Raw genomic sequence first — 21,749 nt, 5'->3', positions numbered from 1 at the left:
CGCCGCCTCGCTAGTCCTGGTCGAGGGAGGCGAGCCAGTCGACCGCGACGGATTCGCCGCGGTCGACGGTGAAAAAGGCCACCTCGAGGTGTTGGCCGAGATCGACGAGGCCGATCGCGGCCAGCGGCACCGGTTGGATCAGGCGCACACGCCACGGTTTCGCCTCGTCCCAAGCGTGCAGTTCGAGATCCAGGCGCAGCACCGGGTCGTCGCGACCGGCGTAGTCGGCGGCGACCGGTGCGGCGGCGAGCACGGTGGCATCGGCGCGGCGGCCGTCGGCGAGGATTTTCGAAATGCTCGCCCGGCCGGTCTCGGCGATATCGGGCACGTAGAGCACCAGGCGGTCGCGATCGCCCGGATCGACCCGGCAGCCGACCACGTCACCGGGCTGCATCCACTCCAGATCGTCCGGCCGCATCCGCTGCCGTACCCGGGTCTCGTACGGTAGCGCGCCTTCTACCTGCACTCGAACCCAGAAAATGTGTCCGGGTTCGCTGCGTCGCGGCCGCACACCCAGGATGGTCGCCGAGCCCATCACGCCGTGCATGAGCAATTCGCGCCGCTGCGAATCCGAAAGCGCCGCGCGCAGTCCGAAGTTCCGCGGCCCCCCGCTACGCGCTCTCCACCCCGAGTTAGCCGACGCAAGGTCCATGGGCGACTACGTTAGCCGGAGTGTGGTCAGTGTCACAGCAATACCACCGTCTACCCTGTTGGCCATGACCGCTGAGTTCCCGACCATTCCCGACGATCTCAAGCCCGCCGACGGACGGTTCGGCTGTGGCCCCTCCAAGGTGCGCCCGGAGCAGTTGCAGTCTCTGGTATCCGTCGGCGCCTCTGTGTTCGGAACCAGTCACCGGCAGAAGCCGGTCAAGGATGTGGTCGCGCGCGTGCGCAGCGGGCTGCGCGAGCTTTTCGCACTGCCCGACGACTACGAAGTGGTGCTCGGCAACGGTGGCACCACGGCGTTCTGGGATGCCGCCGCCTTCGGCCTGATCCGCGAGCGCTCGCTGCACCTGACCAACGGCGAGTTCAGTTCGAAGTTCGCCGCGGTGGCCAAGGGCAACCCGTTCATCGGCGATCCGATCGTGGTCTCGGCGGAGCCGGGCAGTGCGCCGGAGCCGGTTTCGGACCCCTCGGCCGACCTCATCGGCTGGGCGCACAACGAAACCTCCACCGGTGTTTCTATCCCGGTGCAGCGTCCGGCGGGTTCGGAGAACGCGCTCATCGCCATCGACGCCACCTCAGGCGCGGGCGGTCTGCCGGTCAACATCACCGATGCCGATGTGTACTACTTCGCGCCGCAGAAGTGCTTCGCATCCGATGGTGGGCTGTGGGTCGCGCTGATGAGCCCGGCCGCGCTCGCCCGGGTCGAGGAGATCAAGGCCTCGGGTCGCTGGACGCCGGACTTCCTTTCGCTGCCGATCGCGATCGACAACAGCACCAAGGACCAGACCTACAACACCCCCGCGCTCGGCACCCTGCTGCTGTTCGCCGACCAGATCGAATGGATCAACGGCAACGGCGGGCTGGACTGGGCGGTCAAGCGGACGCTGGATTCCTCGTCGCGGCTGTACTCCTGGGCCGAGTCGAGCTCCTTCGCCACCCCGTACGTCGCCGATCCCGCGCACCGCTCACAGGTCGTCGGCACCATCGACTTCGCCGACTCGGTCGATGCGGCCGCCGTCGCCAAGGTGCTGCGCGCCAATGGAATCGTGGACACCGAGCCCTACCGCAAGCTCGGCCGCAACCAACTGCGCGTCGGCATGTTCCCCGCCATCGACCCAGAGGATGTTTCCCAGCTGACGCGTAGCATCGACTGGGTCGTCGAAAAGCTCGGCTGACAACGAACGGCTCAACACACCACAACGCCGCTCAACGGGCTGCGAACATACGATCCGACGTAAGAGACCCGCACTATCGACCAGCGCGGAGCGAGTCTTACGAGCGACTCGTTCGCGGCCCGTCTCGCGGCCGAGTCGTCGAAGCGCATGCGCCGTAGGCGCGAGTCTCGACGGCTCGGCGGCGAGACACCGGGGGGCCGCGAACACGCCGCGCCCGCGCGGCCGAAAACGCGAATAGAGCAGATTAGCGGGGCGCGGAGGGTCTTTCGCAGATTTCCGCCCCGCGTGTCTTGCCTCGAGATCATCAGTAGTGCACTACTGTTTCGGAAAGTGGGCGGTGTCGCGAGCCGACGCGATAAGGAGGTAACGGTGCGTGAACTTCGAGTGATCGGGGTGACGCCCGACTCCACGCACATCGTGTGCATCGACACCGAGACCGGCAACAAGTACCGGCTGCCCGCCGACGACAAGCTTCGAGCCGCCGCACGCGGAGACCTTGCCCGATTCGGCCAGATTGAGATCGAGATGGAAGCAACTATGCGTCCCCGCGATATTCAAGCTCGTATCCGTGCCGGGGCATCCGTTGAACAGGTCACCGAAGAATCCGGTATGCCGCTGAGTCGCGTCGAGCGATTCGCCTATCCGGTTCTGCTGGAGCGTGCCCGCGCCGCTGAACTCGCGCAGAAGGCGCATCCGGTACGCGCCGACGGTCCGGCCGTGGAAACCCTGATCGATATCGTCACCGCCGCGTTCACCGAGCGCGGGCACACACTCGAGAATGCCGAGTGGGATGCCTGGAAGGACGAAAAGGGCTTCTGGGTCGCGCAATTGCAATGGCAGAACGGCCGTTCCGAGATCGCCGCGCATTGGCGCTACCAGCCGGATGCGCACGGCGGCTCGGTTTCCCCGCTCGACGATCCGGCCTCGGATCTGATCGACCCCGACTTCGGCCGTGCTCTGCGCGGGCTCGCCACCATCCTGCCGCCCCAGGCGGAGATCGAGGCCGCCGCGGCGCCCGAACCGCCGGTAGAGACCCGGCCGGTGGAAACCCGTCCGGCCGACGCGCGTCCGGCGCGCGAGGCCGCGGCGGCACCGGCGCGTCCGGCGGCACGGACCCAGCCGACATTGGACGAGTACTACGAGCAGCGTTCCGTCGCGGCCGGCGGTAGCAGTACGCCGGTCGCCACCGGTGGTGCCGCGGCCGCGATCCCGGCCGCCGCGAGCACGAATGCCATTCCGGCCGCGAGCGGTTCCGCTGCGGTGACCGCCGGGACGAGTACGGCTCCTGCCGCCGGTGATGCACCGGCTGGTGCGGGCACCGCCCCGCCCACGCCCGCCGCGCCCCCCAAGGCCTCGAAGTCTGCCGCAAAGCCCGCCGCTTCCGAGGAAGCGGCGAAGAAGGCGCCTGCGAAGACGGCGCGGAACAAGCGGGGGAAGGCGCCCATGCCGTCCTGGGAGGACGTATTACTCGGGGTGCGTAGCTCGGGGCACTGAGTTCCAGTCCTGCGCTGGGTTTCGCGCGGGACGGGCTACGCGAGCGATGGCGTTCTCATGGGCTGGCCGCGAGTCCCAAACGCCGAAGGTCTCGGGAGCGCCGAGCTCCGCCCAGCTTTCGAGGCCTCCGGTTTCGCACAGTCCAGGCCAACAAGCACAACCCCAATCTCGAGGCACAGCCCAAAGCCGCGACCAGCTCATCCTCAACAACTCACCCCTCCGCGCCTCGGCGCGCTCTCGCGTTCTGACCAAGATCAGGTGGACATGACGGTAGCGGCTTCTCGGGCAATGCCGCCATGGGCTCCACCTGATCTTGATTCTGGGCTTGTTCGGGGCGAATTTTGAGGGCTGCGGGCGTGTTCGAATGCGGAAGGTGCGATGTTGGCGCGGTAGTGCGGGTAGATTTTTCGGAGTGTCGACGTCTTGGTGAGTCGACGTTGGGCGGTTCACGGCAGTGGGAGTTGCTAGAGGACGCCGTGGGGTGCTCGAAGTTCGCGGAGCTGGTTTGGTGCAACCATCGGGAGGTGCCGGAAATGCTGTCCAAGGCTTCGTCTCTCTGGTACGTCGACGCACAGGATCCGTTGGCGGTACTCCGCGCGAACCACGATCCGGATCCCGAAGCCGCGCTCGCACTGGCGAAACAGCTGCACACGGACCGCGATGTCATGCCGATCATGGTCGGCACGCTCGGTGGTTGCGCCGGACCGGATGCCGACGAGGTGTACATCGGCTGCTATCCCGGAGTCACGGTGGTGTGCTCGGCACAGGCAGCGCGGGCGCATCCGACGGCGCTGCCCGAGTTGCTGGTTCGCCCACTCGCCTCGGAGCACACCTACCTGATCTCGTTCGACGCGCATCACGGCTGGGGCGCGTTCGCCCACTGGGAGCGTGGCGAATTCCGGCGCTCGTTCAGCTCGACGCGGGTGAACATTCTGGAAGACGACGGCCTTCCGCTGGTGTGGGAACGTTCGTATTGGGCCGGTGATCATCCGGTGCGATGGCGGGCCGGGGAACTGCCCGATCCGCAGACCCTCCCCTTCGACCCGCCCGATTTCGCCGACGCCGCCAATAACGAATGGCTCGGGTTCCACTATCGCGCAGCAGCCCCCGAAGGTGCCCTGGTAGCAGGCGATATCGCGGTATGTGGATTCACCCTGTACCCCAAGGGCCAGGCGCCCGACCCCGCCGCGCGGATCCCGCTGGAAGAGCGGAACGGTGACGCGAAACCGAGACGAGGTCTGCTCGACTGGCTGCGCGGCAAGGATCGTGTCTCGTGAGCGGGTCCATCTCGGTTTGGCACCGCGCCGCATCGAGCTGGCCGGACCGACGAGGAAACTGTGCGTCCCGCTCTCACTGGCCCCAACCTGCCGGACTCATAGCGATCGTGTCACGCGCCGAGGTCGGTCAACTCGACAGGCCGCCGATGATCAGGACCAGCCAGCCGAGCAACACACCAGCCACACCCCCACCGATCACCCAGCGCGTCACGGGGGCTAGGCGCCAGCGCCAGGCTGTCGGGGCGGCGCCGCCGACCGCGACGAGGTTGACCAGAATCGCGAGCAGCGGATGCACCTCCGCCAGCGCCGAACCGAACGCGTACACCGCGACGGCCGTCAGCAGCGCGACCATGGTCGCGACGGTGAGTCCGGCGGCCCATGGGGTCGGATCCTGGTCCGGCTGAGAGGGCCGGTACGCCCCGTTCGAGAAGTAGCTCACGACAGCATCCCCCTCATGACGTCCTCACCCGCTCATAGAACGCCATGGCGGCCGCGGTCGCCACATTGAGCGAATCGGTGCCAGGCGCCATCGGGATGCGAGCACGAATATCGGTGGCCCGCATGGCTTCCTCGGTCAATCCGGGTCCCTCCGCGCCGAGCAGCAGCGCCACCCGGTTCCCCGTCATCGCGGTAGCCAAATTCACCGCGGCCGGGTTCGGGGTGAGTGCGATGATCTGGAATCCCTTGTTCCGCAAGTCATCCAGTCCCTCCGGCCATTTCGGCAGTTGCGCGAACGGCACCCGCAGCACATGTCCCATCGACACCCGCACCGCACGCCGATACAGCGGGTCGGCGCACCGATGACCGAACAGAATCGCCTCGACGCCGAATCCGGCCGCATTCCGGAACATCGAGCCGAGATTCTCGTGATCGTTCACGCCCTCCAACACCGCGACCGTGCTGGCCCGCTCGATGACGTCGTCCACGCTCAACTCCGCGGGCCTGCGCGCCACCGCGAGCACCCCGCGGTTGAGATGGAATCCGACCACCTCCGCCATCACCTCGGCACTCGCCCGGTAGTACGGCACATCGATCCGCGCCAGATCCCCCGCGAGTTCCACCCGCCGCTTCTCCACCCCGAGCAACGCACTCGGCCGAAACCGCGAATCCAACATCCGCTGGACGACCACCACCCCCTCCGCGATCACCAACCCCTTGCGCCCCGGCAGATCCGGCCGCCGATCCGCCGACTTCAGATCGCGAAAGTCATCGACGCGCGGGTCAGCGGGATCGTCGATATCGATCACATCAGCCACCGCTACATCCTGCCGTCCCCCGACACCTCTGCGAACACCGGTGGCCCTTCCGACGCAGGCCCTCGCGCGCGGGGCATCGCCGAGTAACGCGGCGTGTCCGTACGCGAGCTGTACCAAGCGCCTGCGACAGCCCGAACACCAATGCCCTTACCTGACACCACCCCCACGCTCGGGACATCGCCGAGTAACACAGTCCGTACGCGAGCTGTACCGAGTCCATATGCGAGGTGTGCCGAGCGCCCGCGACAGCCCGAACACCGGCGCCCTTTCCTGACACAGACCCTCGTGGTCGGACATCGGCGAGTTACACGGCGAGTCCGTATGCGAGGTGTGCCAAGCGCCTGCGACAGCCCGAACACCAATGCCCTTACCTGACACCACCCCCACGCTCGGGACATCGCCGAGTAACACAGTCCGTACGCGAGCTGTACCGAGTCCATATGCGAGGTGTGCCGAGCGCCCGCGACAGCCCGAACACCGGCGCCCTTTCCTGACACAGACCCTCGTGGTCGGACATCGGCGAGTTACACGGCGAGTCCGTATGCGAGGTGTGCCGGGCGTCTGCGACGGGTGGAATTCGAGTGCGGGCGGGTCGGGGGGCGTGCGATCGTCGAGGGATGACGCTGATACCCGGCATCACCATTCGGTCGGCCACCGATGACGACGTGGCGGACATTCAATTGCTCGGCGACACCGCGTTCGGGATGCGCAGTGAACCTGGGTATGCGCAATTGCGCGCGCAGGTCTTTCCGACCGAGGAAGCAATCGTCGCCATTGATGGCGGCCGTGTCGTCGGACATGCCAGGTCCACTCGGATGACGCTGACGGTGCCCGGGGAGCGCGCGGCCGAGGCCTGCGGGATCGCCGGGGTCGCGGTTGCGCCGACGCACCGACGGCGCGGGATTCTGCGGGCTATCTATACCGAGCAGCATCGGCGCACAGAGGCGGCCGGGCTCCCGTTGACCATCTTCACCGCCAGTCAGGGGGCCATCTACGGGCGATTCGGATATGGTCCGACGATTCGGCAGAACGCCGTCTCGATCGATCGGCGGTTCGTCGAATTCCTGCCGTCGGCACCCGATCCGGGCGGGGTGGTGCTCAGCACCATGGGAGATGCGGGCGAGGCGGTGCGCGCGATCTACGACCGGTGGCGGCGCTTGGTTCCCGGCGCGCAGGCACGACCCGAAGCACGGTGGCAAATGGACCTCGCCGACTCGCCCGCCTTCCGCGACGGCGGTACCGAACTCTTCGCTTTCCTACACCCGGACGGTTATGTGCTGTATCGCTATCACCGCCGGGAACAAGGCAAGACCGCGGTGGTCGAGGAAATGCGCGCGGTGACCTCGGAAGCGCAAATCGCGTTGTGGCGTGCCCTATTCGGATTGGAGCTGTGCAGTCACGTCGAGGCGGCGATCACCGATAACGATCCACTCCCGTATCTGCTCACCGATCACCGACTGGTGCGCACGAAGGCGCGCTTCGACGATTTGTGGTTGCGGCTCATGGATGTTCCGGCCGCCTTGACAGCTCGCTCATACCTGCGCGACCTCGATGTCGTTCTCGCAGTCCAGGATCCGTTCCGCCATGCGGGCGGCACCTTCGCACTCACCGTGCGCGACGGCATCGCAGAATGCACCCCGACCACGCGCCCACCCGACTTCGAACTCGGCATCGACGTCTTGGCCTCCCTGTACCTCGGCGCATATCCAGCACGGGTCTTCGCAGCCGCCAACCGTCTGCAAGCCAAGGACACCGGGCAATTACGCGACCTCGACGAGGCATTCGGCGCGCAGCGAGATGCGGTACTCGGCTGGTTCTTCTGAGCCTGATCGCCGCCGCTCGACTCGCCAAGCGCTGCCAAGATGCGGTAGGTAGCCGCACCCACTTCACCGAAGCCGTCGGACGCAGACCAGTGGGCGTGAGCGCGCAGCCGTCGGCTCTCTCCACCTTGTCAGGCCCCAGGGCGTGCACTGACAACGGGTGAGCGGCCGACGGCTGCGCGGGCAAGCATGTGATCCACGGCATCACAGACTTTATTGGCGCAACCAACAAAAATCCGTATAGTTGGAGATACCAATGTTGGTACCGCCAATGAAAGAGGATGCAATGGACACGGATACGATGATCGCCGACCGCATCGAGATCGCCGACCTGTTCACCCGCTTCGCCCGCCTGCTCGACGACGTGCGATATGAGGATGTGGGCACCGTCTTCACCGACGATGTGGCGGTCCACTCGCCACGAATCCAAGTCCGCGGCATCGATAAAGTCGCTGAATTCATGCGGCAGTCTCAGGTCGAGGGCGAGCTCACTCAGCACACGACCACCGATCTACTGGTGAATATCGACGGCGACCAGGCCGCGGCCTCGGCGAACTCGCTCGTGTACTACTACCGTGACGGCCAACCGCCGCACCAAACCGGCGGTCTGCGACTGGCTGGCATGGCAGCGCGGACCTCGGCGGGCTGGCGACTGCGCGAGGTGCGGATCATGCTCGCCTGGATGCGCAAGGATTGAGCTCTCGCCGCATGGACCACCATGCCCACCGCTGCGGCCGATCCGGGATATCCCTGAGTCCACCTCGTACTCCGGAGTGATGTCGGATCCGAGGTGGGCTGGCATGCTTGATTCATGAAGCCGATTCAGCTGGTGCTCAATATCCTGTGGCTCGTATTCGTCGGGTTCTGGATGGCGCTCGGCTACATCCTGGCGGGCATCATCTGCTGCATTCTGATCATCACGATCCCGTGGGGTATCGCCTCGTTCCGGATCGCGACCTATGTGCTGTGGCCATTCGGACGCACCACGGTCGAAAAGCCTTCCGCGGGTGTCGGTTCGATGATAGGCAACATCATCTGGTTCATCGTCGCCGGTTGGTGGCTGGCGCTGGGCCACCTGTTCACCAGCATCCCGCTGTTCGTCTCGATCATCGGCATACCCTTCGGCTGGGCGAACCTGAAACTCATCCCGGTCTCCCTGTTCCCCCTCGGCCGCGAAATCGTAGACAGCGACCAACCATTCGGCGCGCAGTACACCCGCGGCGGGTACGCACCCCGCTGACGCGCGGATCCGGGAGCCGCCCGCGCCGAAAGCCGCACCGTAAGTTCGATTCGGCGCGGGGTCATCGACGGTCAGGCGCACCGCGCGGCGGACGGTTGTTGCCGCCAGTGGGCTGGTTCCGACTTCTTTACGAGCCACCGATAGTTCGGCGTAGCCGGGGCGTCGAGGGCTTTCGTGGCCGCGCATCCACGACGGGCCGTTTGCGGGTTTACTCCGAGTCGTCGACGAGTTGCTTCATGATGCCGACGGCACGGGTCAGCACGACCAATTGCTCGTCGGTGAGGGTGGAGAGTTGTTCGGTCATCCAGGCTTCGCGGGCGCTGGTTTCGTCGGCGATCAGTGCGCGCCCGGCATCCGAGAGCGAGACGATGATCTGGCGGCCATCGGTCGGATGTGGTTTGCGCTCCACCAATTCCAGATCGGTGAGCGAGGCGATCACGCGCGTCATCGATGGTGGCTGTACGCGCTCCTTGGCGGCCAACGCGCCCGGCGTCATCGCCCCTTCCCGGTGCAGCGTGGCGAGTGCGGAGAGCTGCGTCAGCGAAATCTGCGCGTCGGCGCGCCGCCCCCGCAGATGTCGCGTCAAGCGCACCACCGCGAGCGACAGCTCACCAGCGAGAGCTCGAACATCCGATGGCGTTGTCACAGAGCAGAACGATACGGGACACGCTGGCCGGTGACCGCCTGTTCCCGCAGCTACCCTATGACTGTGACCCAGAATGTCCCGCAGATCCCGCCGCGCTTCACCGATCCACGGCCGGTCCTCGCGGTCGGCAGCATCCTCTGGCTGATCGCGACCATCGTCGTGTGGACCAGTGACCGCTGGGAATCGGCCCGCCCGGTGTGTCTGATGGGGCTGGCCGTCGGCCTGCTCGGCTACACGATCTTCGCGATCCAGCGCCGGGGCGCCCGCCGCGGCGACAAAGGCGCACAAACCGGACTTTGACCCTCAGCTCACTTCGAACTCGTTGGTGGTGCCGATGAAGGGGTGCAGGGTGCCGTCGGGGTGCAGGCTGTCGGCGAAGTGTTGCATGCGGTAGGTGCCGGGGGTGGCGTCCGTGGGGATGTCCCAGGTGAAGCGGGCTACGGATTCGGCAAGTCCGCGCTTGCTCCAGTAGAACCGGACGGCCCATTCGCCCTCGTTGGCAACGCGGACCCAATCGCCGGATGCGTTGCGACGCTGCACTTCCAGGAAGGTGCCGTTGCGGCGCGGGTTGTGTTTCGGGTGGGCGGAGATGAATTCGACGGCTGCCTGGGTGCCAGGCGCGTAGGAGGTGGCGGGCTGGGCCAGGACATCACCGAAGCCACGGCCCAACGGTGTGGCATCTGGTCCGGGGGCAGGCTGGAAGTTCAGCTGCAGGTTCGATATGTCGCGCGGCGCAGGGCCGCGTGGGGACTGCTGAAAGAGAGCGAACGCCGTTGCCAGACGGGTGAATTCCTGCTGGTAAGCGGGCAATGTATAGCGGCCGAAGAGGGTTGAGCCGCCCTCGTACTGCTGGGAGTCGTATTCCTCAGGGGTGGTGACGTATTCGTGGTATGCGTTCGCATAGCCCTGCATGAGCACCTGCTCCAGCGGGACACCGAGCGCGGTGGCAACCGCCCGGCGGATGCGCAATCCGGCGACAATGGTGAATTCCGCACCGCCGCAGGCCAAGTACAGCTCACCGATCCGAACGATCTGGATCGGCACCACATTCGGCACCCATGGCACCGGCGGCAACAAGCCGAGCGGCACGATGATCGCCTTGGGCGCCTGCGCATCCGCGAGCCAGGACGGCGCGGGCTGCCGCGGATCACCGAGCGCATCGATGAACGGATTGCGCACCCCCTCCGGAATCGGAATGCCGGGTAGACCCGGACCGTCCTCGACGCTGCCCGCGATGAGCGAGACGCCCGCAGCGGCGGGCGCGGTGTGGCGCGGTTGACCCTCGGGGGTGAATCTGCCGTCGACGGCGGTATCTGCCAGGTCGATATAGCAGAGCATCGAATCGACCGGACCGCTGATGGAGCGCGCGCTCGACAATGCGGTTTTCGATGCGTGGTACTGGCGCTCACCGATGATGCGGGTGTTGTCGAACTCGTTCTCGGTCGGGCCCGACCCGGGTCGCAGGTTGAGATTCGGGGACATATCGCCCGCGTTGGTCTGCGCGAATGCGGCGATGAAATCGGCGGGGCCATCGAGATATCGAACCCCGTGCTCGGTGTGTTCATAGGAGAACGAGGCGTAACCCTTGTTATCCGCGCTGATCAGTCGATTCTGGTTGGTCATCGAGGTGTTGTGCGTGGCAAACCAGGTGATGGCTCCGACTTGTTTGCCACCCCTGACGAATGACAGCGCGGTGACCGCCGGGTCGATGGCATTCGGGAAGTGCTCTTTATCCACTTCCGGATTGCGTTCGAAGGCAACTCGCGATCGGTTGACACTTGCGTCGCGCAGTTCGGCGCGACCCAGCGAAAGCGTGCCCGGTCCGAGATCGGCATGCGCGGCCGCGATCGCCTCCACAATGCCGTTCACCTCGGCGTCGTATACCTGCTGTTGAAAACCCAGAATCGACAGGTTGTACGCGTAATCGTTGCTGGAGCCGCCACAGGTCGCATGCGAATGCGTCGAGGTGAGCACGACGTTCTGTTCGGTGTACAGATCACCGAAGCGGCCCGCGAGTTCGAGCATGACGCCGCGATGCACGGACTGGAAAATCATGCCGTTCTCCGCTACCGCGAACACGATTCGGCGCGCACCACTGTCGATGATGAATGCGCGAGCACGCGGGCGCAGATGGATGCCCGCCGTCTGCTGGTCGAACTGTGAATAGCCCATCATTCCGCATTCGGCGGCCGGTCCGGTGATATCGGAAAGACCGAGTCCGATTAGGTAGCCACCTGATTCGGGGGCCGGTGCGCCGAGCGCCGTCGTCACACCCGGCACCGTGGCCGCTGCCAACGCGGCCGAACCCGCCGCGGTTCCGGCCAGCACCGTTCTGCGTGACACCGGCATACGCGTCTCCCTTCGATCCCACGCTGAAGCGAACCACACAACTGGACAATCGTCCAGTCGAGATTTTCGGCCCTGCGAATTGACTGTGGCGGTGTTGCGGACTTAACTCGCTTGGGTGTCCTCCCGATTGAGCGTCGAAGAACGACGGGCCCACCTTATCGAGGCAGCCATCGGCCTTGCCGAGAAAAAGGGCGTCGCGGGCGTGACCACGCGCGATGTCGCTCAGGCAGCCGGTGTTTCGCTCGGTGTGGTGCATTACTGTTTCGAAAACAAGGACGCGCTGATGACCGAGCTGGTCAAGGCGTTGTCGATGGAATTGCGCGATTCCGTCGACGCCAACGAAACAGTTTGGCAAGACGTCGGAAGTGGAAAAGAAGCGCTTCAAAAATTGGTGCGCGCCGGACTCGAACTGATGTGGCTCAACATTGAAGCCACACCGGAACGACAACTACTCACCTACGAAACCACGACATATGCGCTACGCGAAGGAGAATCGACTCCCGCGAAACTCGCGATCGCGCGCGAACAGTACGCATTCAACGACACCACCGTCGCCGACATCCTCGACCACGCCCGCGATGCCACCGGTTGCCAGTGGTCCGTGCCGGTGCCGACGCTGAGCCGCTTCACCTTGAATGTGATCGATGGCGTCGTATTGCGCTGGTTGGTCGACAACGACAGCGAAAGCGTCCGCGGCCAACTCGACCTCCTGAGCGAGATGCTCGCCAACTACGCCACGTAGCTCCCAGCCCCCTTGCGGGAGACCAAGTGACGGGGCTTCGCGTTTTGCCGCCATGGTTTCCACGTGATCATTCGTCCAGTCGGGCTGGAGAGTGGGGGGTTTGGATGTGGGTGGTGGTGCCTTGGCGCCACCAGGGGACGGCGATGGTGGCTTCGAGGGCGCCGCGTAGGCGGATTCGGAGAGTGTCGTGGAGGACTAGATCGCCGTCGGTGGGCATTGTGAACAGTTGGCGGAGAATGATTCCCAGTGGTTCGGCGGACCAGGTGGTGTGGCGGCCCTGGGTTGTCACCTCGGCGGTGATCACCTCGGAGACCATGGGCAGATCGAGTAAGGTCGCCAAGGCTGGGGCGGTGGCGATATCGCCTGCTACCAGGTGATCCGCGGGAACGGCGAGTCCGAACCACGGCTGGTCGAGTACCCACGCGTCATTGGGGTCGGCGACCGCTGAAGACAGAGTACGCACGCGCTCGGGGAGTTCGAGTTCGGTCAGGTCGAGGTGATCCACGGCGGCGGCGAGGCGGGCGTGGGTTCGGGAAACCACCTCGGGGGTTGGGGTTTTCGACGGGTCGGCGAGGGCGGCCAGTAGGGCGGCAGCCAGTTCCTGAGTGATGGCATTCGGGTTCGCCAGGACCGCGCGTAAGGAATCCGGATCGGAATACTCGAATTCGGGGAGTAGGGCGGCGAATTCGGTGTCGGTGGGGTGGCGGAGCAGGCCGAGGGGTGTGCCGTTGACGCGCGCGTGTCTGCGGAGCCACCAGGCCGTGTATCCCTCGGGATCGGTGAGCAATTCGCGGGTGCGCGGACTGGATGCCAACTGCCGCAAGGCCGTCGGCCAAGACGGCTCGTCGACGAGGTCGAGGTCGCGGACGGCGGCGAGTTCCGGTGGGTCTTCGGGCAGGCCCGACCACCAGAGTTCCTCGTCGTCCAGGTGGTGATCGGGTCCGGTCGGATCGGATTCGACGACAACGCTGAAATCCCAGCCGACGCCTACCGCACGCAGCGCCTCGGCACCGTAGCGGTCCACCAGATCCGTTGCGACGGTGCTGAAGGGTGAATCCGGGACCAGCAATGCGCTCAGCGGTGCGTCGGGGAGCAGCAATTCGTCGGCGGGGAGCAATTCACCCGTCGTGTCGGGTAATTCGAGCAGGCCGAGCCAGGACGGTAATGCGGACGGATCGGCCTGAGCGGCGAGACGCAGCACAGCGTCGGTGGTATCGGGATCACCCGGCTGATCCTCCAGTTCCGCGCGCAATCCGGGATCGCTCAACAGATCCTCGGCCGCGGCCGAACGTGCGCCGAGTCGCGCGAGGAGGGGATGAACTGCCTCGGGATGCACCAAACGCGCCCAGTGCACGGGTATGGCGACATCGAGCTGGTCATCCAAAACCGCTGTGCGTGGACCGGTTACAAGTCGGCCGTCGGCCAGCGGTACCGCGAGCGCGCCGAGCTCCTCGGCGGCCAATGGATCGACCACATATGGCTCCAACGCCGCATACAGCGACCGCCACCACTTCGGGGACCGCTCGAGCCCACCCGAAAGTTCGGCCAGCCGAGCCAGTCCCAGTCTGTGCACATCCAGCACACCCAGGGCCTCGCTGTGTGCACGCCCCGATAACTCGGGCACCACCAGCGGCCCGACGATGTCGTCGAGCAGGTCGGCCAGTTCCCAACTCAGACCGGTGAATACGCTCGCTCGGGTAGGCACTGCCGTTGCGTCATTCAATGGCTGGAGCGCGGCACCAGGCAGGCCCGCAGCGGTCCAGACCTCGGTGTCCGACACATCGACCTGCGCGCCACGACGATCGGCGTCGCTGCCAGCTGCTTCAGGCTTTGAAAAAGATTCGTCCACAGTCGAGTCGGCCGATCCCATACCCGAGTGCTCCGGCATTCCACCGGAGGTTTTCGGACGAGCGGCTACAACCGGAAGCCAGGGATGGGTCTGCAGTTCGCGGATCAGCGCCTCGCGCAGCATGCCATCGACCTCGCTGCGGGCGAAGCCCGGGGTGGGAACTAGGACGAGGCGGTCCTGCGGCGGAAGTGCGCGGGCGAAATCGGCATAGTCCTCAGCGAATTCGGCAACGCGGGCACCGGGGAGAACGCGACGCCGGTCTGGCTGCATCGGAATGTCGGCGATCAGCAGCGCCGGTAGCGACAGCTCCTCGTCGGATCGCGTGGGGGCGCGCAACACATCATGTGCCGCGGACACCGGCCTGCCATCCCGCAGCGGGAGCAACCAGCGCGCCCGGGCGGTTCGGTACTCCCACCAAACTTGTCGTTCCGATCCGGGGCCATCGATACGCAGTTCCCGGAGCCCTAGCCCCGCGGATCGGCGTGCGCTCAGATCCGCTTCGGTGCTGTTGAATGCGGCGTCGCCGATTCGGATGCTCTGTAGGGCTGGCAGTTCCAGAAGGAGGTCCACGGCTTCGGCGCGCATTGCGGCGAGCAGGGATTCGGGATCGATGTCGGAGCGCAGGCGTAGGACGATCTCGGTGTCTGCGGCTGGTGGCGGGGCGGCCTCGGTCGGCCAGGCCAGGCGCAGGACGGGCGGGGTGAACGTTTCGGCAGGGCCCGGAACGGTGATCGCGTTGTCGCGCAGGGCTTCCCAGGTGAGGTCACGGGAGAACCGTATGGAGCCGGTGGTCGACCGGACCTCGATCTCGTCGCTTACCGTCCGGACAGCGGTGAAGCCGACGCCGAAGCGGCCGACGCTTGCGGTCGGATCCGCCTTGCCGGAGGCGCGCAGCGCCGTCAGCGCGTGTACGCCCGCTAGATCGAGCGGTGCACCGGTATTCGAGATGTGCACGTCGCCCTCGACAAGACGCACCACCACTCGGCCTGCCACACCCGCCTTGGCCGCCGCATCCGCGGCGTTCTGGGCCAATTCGGTCAGCAGCCGATCCCGATAACCCGCGCGCACCAGATCCGACTCGGTCGCCGCATCCTCGCGCAACCGCGTAGGCGAATCACGCCAAGCCGCGAGAACCCCCGCCCGCAGCCCCGCCGTTCCGAACGGATCCGCAGCTACGTCGTCCGCACTCACCCCTGCAGCGATGACCCGAACTCCGGCCGCGCCGCAGCCCCAGGCCCACCACCCGCAGCGTCACCAGACTCACCATGCGTACCAGTGGCCCCGCCGTGACTGTCGGCATGCCCACCGTCATCGTCCGCAGCCTTCTCGACACTCGACTCGGCTGCAGCGAAGCCACCGTCCGAACCGATGGTCGCCAACCCGTCGTGAATTGCAGCATCGGCAACATCACTCGCGGTGGCGGGCTCAGTCGTGACACCAGCATCGAATCCCGACCGCGGCACAGCAGTTTCAGCACCCGTCTCGACCGAAGTGGGGATGCTTGCCGAATCCGCGGTCGCCGAGGCCTCAGGGCCCGCCACACTCTTAGCAGGATCGACTACCGCGTTCGGTTCGGCGGTCACCACATCACCAGCCGGACCAAATGTGATTGCGGCGCTGGATATGTCAGCCACGCCCTCGCCAGCCACGGCAGTCGAGGCGGTCTCGGAGTTCGAGCCGGGCTCCGACACAGCACCTTCAACGCTCGGATCGGTCAACGCGGTCTCGGAGCTCGAACCCGGCTCCCACACTGCACCTTCAACGCTCGGCTCTGCAGAAGTGGGGACGATTGCCGAGTCCGCGGTCGGTGCAGCCTCGAAGGCGGCGTTTTCGCCAGCCGCGCTGTTCGGCTCGGCCGCGGTACTGGCCTCGCTACCCGCGCCGGGCACCGAGACATCCCGCGCAACCGGCATATCCGGCTCAGCGACGTCACCCGCCACGCCAGCAGTCGACTCCACGGAGCCAGTCGCAACAACCCCCGACGCCGCACCGGTCGCCTCAGTGACGCCGCGATCCTCCGGCTCGCCCGTAGTCGGCTCAGCGGCATCGCTGGTGTCCGGGGCAGTCTCGGTCACCGCATCGGGTGCGGCTTGCGCGGACTTGCGCGGCGCCTCCATCGAGATCACATCGAAAGCGGCGTCGTCGAACGCCTCGTGCAGCGGCGAGCCTCCGCCGGTCGGCACTTCTACGTCCGAATGCGCACCGCAGCCGTATTCGGCGTGGACTACGTGGCCGTCGGCGCCCATGGCGTTTCCGCAGACGCCGAAGGCGGCGCGGAGGGCGCCGGCGAGGGGGAGGTAGAAGCCGCAGCTGCCGCAGGTGGCGGGGGCGGCCTTGGCCATATCGGTTTCGGGGCCGTATTCGGAGTACCAGCGTTCGGCGGCTTCTTCGCGGCCCTCGCGGCTGAGCACCTTGGTACGGCCGAGGCCGATTTCCAGGGCGACCTCGTCGACGGCCGGATCGCCGCTCGCGACGTAGCCGGGCACCAGCCGCGGATCATCAGCGGGCGGGGCGAGCAGGTCACCCGGTGCCAGATCGCCGGGGCGAATGCGCTGCTCCCACGGCACGAAATCGGGTGCGACCAGCGCGTCCGGACCTGGCAGCAGAGCCGATTCACTGACGGTGGCGTACTGCGCGCCCGGCGGGGCCGCCACCACGACCGCCCACTGCCAGCCGCGGTAACCGGCCAGCGTGGCTTCGAATCGGTGGGTCGCCGCGGTCTCGTCCTCGGCGGTGACGCCGAGATGTGCGCCGACGCCAGTCGGTTCCAGCTCCAGGAGCGCACGTCGGGCCACGTCGACGGCATCGGCAAGGATCGGCCGCACGCCGGACTGCGAAACAGATACTGCGCTCACGGCCTACATTTTGCCGTATGGAGCGCAATCGGCGTTCGTTGGCCGTCGTTGTCCTGGTCAGCCTGCTCGGAATCACCGGGTGTGGCGACTCCGACAACGATGTGCCGCGACTGCACATCGAGGTGGTCGGCACCCGTCCGCACGATCCGCGGGCGTTTACCGAAGGTTTGGAAGTCGACGGCAACGTGCTCTACGAAGGCACCGGCATGCCGGGCGCGTCGGATGTGCGAGCCACCGATCTGACGACCGGCAACGAACTGGCCCGCACCGGACTGCCCGCGCCCTACTTCGGCGAGGGCGTCACCAAATCCGGTACCACCCTCTGGCAGCTCACCTGGCAGAACCACGTGGCGATCGCCCGCGATCCGGCGACGCTGGCCGAACGCACCAGGGCGTCCTACGACGGCGAGGGCTGGGGTCTGTGCACTCGCGGGGACAGATTGGTGATGAGCAACGGCACCGACACCCTCACCTTCCGCGATCCGGTGACCTTCGCCCCGACCGGCACCGTCACCCTTACCAGCCGACATCGCGCCGAACTCAACGAACTCGATTGCGCCGCCGACGGTTCCGTCTATGCCAATTCCTATCCCACCGATGACATCCTGCGCATCGATCCCGAATCCGGCGACGTCCTCGCGGTCATCGACGCGCGCGGCCTGCTGCCCGTGAGCGTCCGCGCGGGCACCGATGTGCTCAACGGCATCGCCCAACTACCCGGCACGGACCACTTCCTGATCACCGGCAAATACTGGCCGACCATCTTCGAGGTCAGATTCGTACCGGACTGAGCGAGTCAGGTCACCTTTCTGGACGGCTTGGAGCGGCAATTGAACCCAACTCGCCGATGTACGACAGAATTGAGGTTGTGACTACTCCCCGCGATCCCTCCGGTTCCGACCGTGGTCCGTGGGATGGCGAGGAGTCTCCACCGATTCAGCGTCACCCTGGCTACGACCGCTACCCGCCACCCCACACCCCACACCATCGGTCCTCACTACCTCCGCTACCACCCGAAGCGCCGCAACGCCGCGAACCACCGCCGACCCGGCCGCTACCCGGCGGATCCGCGGAACCGGCAGATCCGCCGCCGGAACCCGAGACTCCGGCCGAGCCCCAGCGCATTCCGCGCAAGCTGACCGTCACCCGCGTCGCCGCCATGCGCGGCCGCGAACTCACCTCCCGCGGCGTCGCCACCTTCCAGCGCGCCGCAAAGGCCGATGGCGCCGACAAATCCGGCCTCACCGCGCTGACCTACGCCACCATGGCGAATTTCGCCCTGGACGCCGCGATCGCGGTGGCACTTGCCAACACACTGTTCTTCGCCAGCGCGACCGCCGAGAGCAAAACCAAAGTCGCGCTGTACCTATTGATCACGATCGCACCGTTCGCGCTGATCGCCCCCCTCATCGGACCGATGCTCGACCGCCTGCAGCGCGGCCGTCGCCTGGCACTGGCCACTTCCTTCGCGCTGCGCGCGGTGGTCGCGGTGGTGCTGATCATCGCCTTCGACAGCTGGGCGCTGTATCCGCTCGCCCTGTGCATGATGATCGGCAGTAAATCCTTCTCGGTGCTCAAGAGCGCGGTGACGCCGCGCGTGCTGCCACCGGAAATCGATTTGGTGCGCACCAACTCTCGGCTCACCGTGTTCGGCCTGGTCGGCGGCACCATCGGCGCGGGCGCGGTCGCCGCACTCGCCGCCGCGATCGCCGGTTCCAATGGCGCACTCGTGCTGGCCGCCGCGATCGCGATCGCGGGCACCTTCCTGAGTCTGCGCATCCCGCGTTGGGTCGAGGTCACCGAGGGCGAGGTCCCGGCGACGCTCAGCTATCACGCGAAAACCGAAGTATTCAGTCCGGCAACCGAAGCCACGGTTCCGCCGCGCAAACGCAGACAGCCGCTCGGCCGCGCGGTCGTGACCGGGCTGTGGGGCAATAGCGCCATCCGTGTCCTTACCGGCTTCCTGACGTTCTATGTGGCCTTCGTCGCCAAAGCGACCGAGCACGGTGGCTGGCAGCAGGCCGCGATGCTCGGTGTGGTCGGTGTGGCCGCGGCGGTCGGCAATTTCATCGGCAATGCGACCGGCGCCCGGATCCAACTCGGCAAGCCGTCACTGATCGTGTTGGGCTGCACCGCCGCCTGCTGCGCGGTCGCCCTGCTCGCGGTCTTCCTGAATAATCTGCTCGGCGCCGCGTTGGCCACCCTGGTCGCGTCGGGCGCGAGCGCACTGGCGAAGGTATCGCTCGATGCCTCCATCCAGGATGATCTGCCGCCGGAATCGATCGCCTCCGGCTTCGGCAGATCCGAGACCGTACTGCAGCTCAGCTGGGTCCTCGGCGGTGCGGCGGGCGTACTGATGCCGACCACCTACTGGCAGGGTTTCGCGTTCATCTCCGCGGTCCTGCTGTTCGGGCTGCTGCAAACCTTCATCAGCGATCGCGGCCACTCCCTGCTGCCCGGTCTGGGCGGGCACCGCCCAGAACATGCGGAGCAGGCAGTCGCTACCTCTCGACACGCCGACGCCGACCGAGCCGCGCAACGCGGCAAGGAGCGCGGCGATAGCGACACTAAGCACATGCAACGAGGCACAGGAGACCCGATCTGGTGAGCAAACCAAGTATCCGCACCGTCGTCGCGCTATGCGTGGCGACCCTACTGGTGTTCACCGTCGCCTTCGTCGGCGTGTTGACGGTGTTGGTCCGCAAAGCGGACCACCCCGACCCGACCGTTACCGCATACGCGCACGGCAAGACCGTCACGGTGTCCCCATTCCTGTACTGCACAGTGAAGATGGAGGACTGCAAGTACGGCGAGACCGTCACCATGGACGTCCCCGCCGGATATCCAGTGCAGCTGTCCCTGCCGAAGAAGATCGCCGACGCGCCCTGGCTGGCGCAGCTGGTCTACGTCATGCCCAGCGGCGAGAAGGTGGACCGGGTGGTGAGCCGCAACGACTTCCCCGAGGGCGCGCTCGCCGTCACCATCGATTCGAAGCCGGAGCCCGAATTGCGGCTCGTCGGTATCGAATTGCAGCTGCCGATCCTCGCGCGCGACGAGACCGGCCGCGAGTTCTACGTACCGCATGCGGCCTGGTCGATCAGCACCGCGAGCTGAGTAGATCAGCACCCTCCGTAGCGACTGTTCGCAGGTCGCTCGAAAGGGGCAAGGCGAAAACGCTTCGCGCGCTGCCCGGTAGGCCGGGTAGCGCGCGAAATTCGTTATCCGCGAATGTCAGTGATCGAGTTCGCGCGCGACCGCCCGCACGACTTCCGAAATGCGCTGCGCGGTCTTGCGATCTGGGTACTTACCCTTGCGCAGATCCGGCTGCACCTTGGCCTCGAGCAGGGTGATCATGTCCTCGACCATCCCGTGCAGCTCGTCCGGGGTGTGCTTGCGCACGGCCGGTTCCTTGTGCGCCCCACGATCGCGGTGCTGGTCCTGACGGACCGAAGGCGGCGATTCGAGCACCTTCAGGCTCAGTGCCTGCGGCCCACGACGACCGGCGGCCATTCCGAATTCGACGCGCTGACCGGGCTTGAGCCCATCGACGCCAGCGGGCAACGCGGACGAACGGACATAGACATCCTCACCCTCGTCCTGGGAAAGGAAGCCGAAGCCCTTTTCGACGTCGTACCACTTCACCCTGCCGGTCGGCACTGCACTCACCCGTTCGTCATCGAAACTCGAACCCCAGCGGCCCGAGCACATCCGTCTGCCCAGGTGCTGGTCCGGCGTAGCGCCTCGGACAGCTCCTGTCAGTTTGCGAAAAGAACGCGCCCCACAGCTGTGCAGGACGCGATTGACACTGAGTCTACCCCGGTGCGAATAACGCAAGCACATCAGTTTTACGGTCGAGCGGTGACGAATCCATCCGCGCCACCGCCCCCGCGCCGCGCCGGCGACCGATTGCTGTACGTGGCACTCGGTCTGTTCGCGATCGGCTTGCTTGCGATCGTCGCCATATTTCTGACGCCGGTGCTCAGCGATTCCGACCCGGGCCTGTGGCTGTATGTGCTGGCGATGTTGGCGCCGCTCGGCTTCCTCTGCGCGATCGTTTTCGCACTGTGGTCCGGCCGGCGATCGCGATAAACCGGTTACCCCTGCTAATCGTTACCCAACCGCCGATGTGATCCTCGTCACATAACAGCGCGGTAACGGAGCGGTATCGGCTCACGACCGGCCCGTCGGCACCATGTCTCAGCTGCGCGGAAGCGACTCCGCCGCAACCGATACCGGTCCGAGACCCACGGGGACCCGCCGGTTACCAAATAGTGATTTTTCGCGCGGATCGTCGTACCGTCTTACCCAGCCGGGACAACCGGCAACCACCGGCCCGCCGCATCGAACCTCGCCCCGCGGGTACCGGACCCCAACGGAAAT

General features: G+C 66.1%; 19 protein-coding genes and 1 pseudogene. 12 read left to right on the top strand and 8 right to left on the bottom strand.

Going from position 1 to position 21,749, the window contains the following annotated elements; translation table 11 throughout:
* Positions 1-10 precede the first annotated feature (10 nt).
* On the bottom strand, positions 11-652 hold the full coding sequence (locus ACQP2U_RS03350; protein ID WP_433713328.1) for a hypothetical protein: 642 nt from the start codon (positions 650-652) through the stop codon (positions 11-13).
* A 64-nt stretch (positions 653-716) separates the two neighbouring features.
* On the opposite strand from ACQP2U_RS03350, the gene serC reads away from it, so the two are divergent.
* From serC to ACQP2U_RS03335, 3 genes are all read left to right on the top strand, one after another.
* Positions 717-1,841: a phosphoserine transaminase gene (gene serC, locus ACQP2U_RS03345; protein WP_433713327.1), complete on the top strand. Its 1,125-nt coding sequence runs from the start codon at positions 717-719 to the stop codon at positions 1,839-1,841.
* Positions 1,842-2,210: 369 nt separating this feature from the next.
* The gene (sepH, locus tag ACQP2U_RS03340) at positions 2,211-3,335 is read left to right on the top strand and encodes a septation protein SepH (RefSeq protein WP_433713326.1); all 1,125 of its coding nucleotides are present in this window, start codon (positions 2,211-2,213) and stop codon (positions 3,333-3,335) included.
* A gap of 533 nt (positions 3,336-3,868) precedes the next feature.
* Positions 3,869-4,612: a DUF6928 family protein gene (locus tag ACQP2U_RS03335; RefSeq protein WP_397030282.1), complete on the top strand. Its 744-nt coding sequence runs from the start codon at positions 3,869-3,871 to the stop codon at positions 4,610-4,612.
* A gap of 127 nt (positions 4,613-4,739) precedes the next feature.
* On the opposite strand, the gene ACQP2U_RS03330 is transcribed toward ACQP2U_RS03335, so the two are convergent.
* Positions 4,740-5,051 carry a DUF2537 domain-containing protein gene (locus ACQP2U_RS03330; protein ID WP_397030284.1) on the bottom strand — a complete coding sequence of 104 codons (312 nt, stop codon included), beginning with the start codon at positions 5,049-5,051 and terminating at the stop codon, positions 4,740-4,742.
* Between the two features lie 13 nt (positions 5,052-5,064).
* Entirely contained in the window at positions 5,065-5,868 is an 804-nt protein-coding gene (locus ACQP2U_RS03325) for a TrmH family RNA methyltransferase (protein WP_433713325.1), read from the bottom strand.
* A gap of 617 nt (positions 5,869-6,485) precedes the next feature.
* On the opposite strand from ACQP2U_RS03325, the gene ACQP2U_RS03320 reads away from it, so the two are divergent.
* From ACQP2U_RS03320 to ACQP2U_RS03310, 3 genes are all read left to right on the top strand, one after another.
* Positions 6,486-7,691 carry a GNAT family N-acetyltransferase gene (locus ACQP2U_RS03320; protein ID WP_433713324.1) on the top strand — a complete coding sequence of 402 codons (1,206 nt, stop codon included), beginning with the start codon at positions 6,486-6,488 and terminating at the stop codon, positions 7,689-7,691.
* 283 nt (positions 7,692-7,974) lie between these two features.
* A complete protein-coding gene (locus ACQP2U_RS03315) occupies positions 7,975-8,385 on the top strand; it encodes a nuclear transport factor 2 family protein (RefSeq protein ID WP_433713323.1) in 411 nt (136 codons plus the stop codon).
* A 114-nt stretch (positions 8,386-8,499) separates the two neighbouring features.
* A complete protein-coding gene (locus ACQP2U_RS03310; protein WP_397030292.1) occupies positions 8,500-8,928 on the top strand; it encodes a YccF domain-containing protein in 429 nt (142 codons plus the stop codon).
* 208 nt (positions 8,929-9,136) lie between these two features.
* Here ACQP2U_RS03310 and ACQP2U_RS03305 read toward each other — a convergent pair whose 3' ends face one another.
* Positions 9,137-9,574 carry a MarR family winged helix-turn-helix transcriptional regulator gene (locus tag ACQP2U_RS03305; RefSeq protein ID WP_364347112.1) on the bottom strand — a complete coding sequence of 146 codons (438 nt, stop codon included), beginning with the start codon at positions 9,572-9,574 and terminating at the stop codon, positions 9,137-9,139.
* Between the two features lie 57 nt (positions 9,575-9,631).
* Here ACQP2U_RS03305 and ACQP2U_RS03300 point away from each other — a divergent pair, with 57 nt between their 5' ends.
* Positions 9,632-9,874 (top strand): DUF2530 domain-containing protein, encoded by a 243-nt coding sequence (locus ACQP2U_RS03300; protein WP_433713321.1) that lies wholly within the window; start codon positions 9,632-9,634, stop codon positions 9,872-9,874.
* Positions 9,875-9,877: 3 nt separating this feature from the next.
* On the opposite strand, the gene ACQP2U_RS03295 is transcribed toward ACQP2U_RS03300, so the two are convergent.
* Positions 9,878-11,923, bottom strand: a complete 2,046-nt coding sequence (locus tag ACQP2U_RS03295) for a neutral/alkaline ceramidase (protein ID WP_433713320.1) — start codon at positions 11,921-11,923, stop codon at positions 9,878-9,880.
* Positions 11,924-12,038: 115 nt separating this feature from the next.
* Between ACQP2U_RS03295 and ACQP2U_RS03290 the strand changes: the two genes are divergently transcribed.
* Positions 12,039-12,665 carry a TetR/AcrR family transcriptional regulator gene (locus ACQP2U_RS03290; protein ID WP_397030297.1) on the top strand — a complete coding sequence of 209 codons (627 nt, stop codon included), beginning with the start codon at positions 12,039-12,041 and terminating at the stop codon, positions 12,663-12,665.
* Positions 12,666-12,732: 67 nt separating this feature from the next.
* On the opposite strand, the gene ACQP2U_RS03285 is transcribed toward ACQP2U_RS03290, so the two are convergent.
* Together ACQP2U_RS03285 and ACQP2U_RS03280 are read right to left on the bottom strand one after the other, a co-directional pair.
* The gene (locus ACQP2U_RS03285; protein WP_433713319.1) at positions 12,733-15,705 is read right to left on the bottom strand and encodes a sacsin N-terminal ATP-binding-like domain-containing protein; all 2,973 of its coding nucleotides are present in this window, start codon (positions 15,703-15,705) and stop codon (positions 12,733-12,735) included.
* Between the two features lie 752 nt (positions 15,706-16,457).
* Positions 16,458-17,369: pseudogene (locus ACQP2U_RS03280) on the bottom strand (DUF3027 domain-containing protein); the annotation flags it as partial.
* Between the two features lie 17 nt (positions 17,370-17,386).
* Here ACQP2U_RS03280 and ACQP2U_RS03275 point away from each other — a divergent pair.
* The 3 genes from ACQP2U_RS03275 to ACQP2U_RS03265 all read left to right on the top strand — a co-directional run bounded on the left by ACQP2U_RS03275 (position 17,387) and on the right by ACQP2U_RS03265 (position 20,483).
* Positions 17,387-18,160, top strand: coding sequence for a glutaminyl-peptide cyclotransferase (locus tag ACQP2U_RS03275; RefSeq protein ID WP_433713318.1), 774 nt, complete (start codon positions 17,387-17,389; stop codon positions 18,158-18,160).
* Positions 18,161-18,237: 77 nt separating this feature from the next.
* Positions 18,238-19,977 carry an MFS transporter gene (locus tag ACQP2U_RS03270; protein WP_433713317.1) on the top strand — a complete coding sequence of 580 codons (1,740 nt, stop codon included), beginning with the start codon at positions 18,238-18,240 and terminating at the stop codon, positions 19,975-19,977.
* Entirely contained in the window at positions 19,974-20,483 is a 510-nt protein-coding gene (locus tag ACQP2U_RS03265) for a DUF2771 domain-containing protein (protein ID WP_397030307.1), read from the top strand. The genes ACQP2U_RS03270 and ACQP2U_RS03265 overlap by 4 nt, the downstream gene beginning before the upstream one ends.
* Positions 20,484-20,600: 117 nt before the next feature.
* Here the strand turns inward: ACQP2U_RS03265 and ACQP2U_RS03260 are convergent, their stop codons facing one another.
* Entirely contained in the window at positions 20,601-21,026 is a 426-nt protein-coding gene (locus tag ACQP2U_RS03260; protein WP_433716355.1) for a cold-shock protein, read from the bottom strand.
* Between the two features lie 201 nt (positions 21,027-21,227).
* Here ACQP2U_RS03260 and ACQP2U_RS03255 point away from each other — a divergent pair, with 201 nt between their 5' ends.
* Positions 21,228-21,458 carry a hypothetical protein gene (locus tag ACQP2U_RS03255; RefSeq protein ID WP_397030309.1) on the top strand — a complete coding sequence of 77 codons (231 nt, stop codon included), beginning with the start codon at positions 21,228-21,230 and terminating at the stop codon, positions 21,456-21,458.
* Positions 21,459-21,749: the final 291 nt, after the last annotated feature.

This window comes from Nocardia sp. CA-084685 (genome assembly GCF_050955785.1).
GTDB lineage: Bacteria > Actinomycetota > Actinomycetes > Mycobacteriales > Mycobacteriaceae > Nocardia.
Note: the sequence above shows the minus strand (reverse complement) of the source record. Positions and strands in the feature narration are given on the sequence as shown.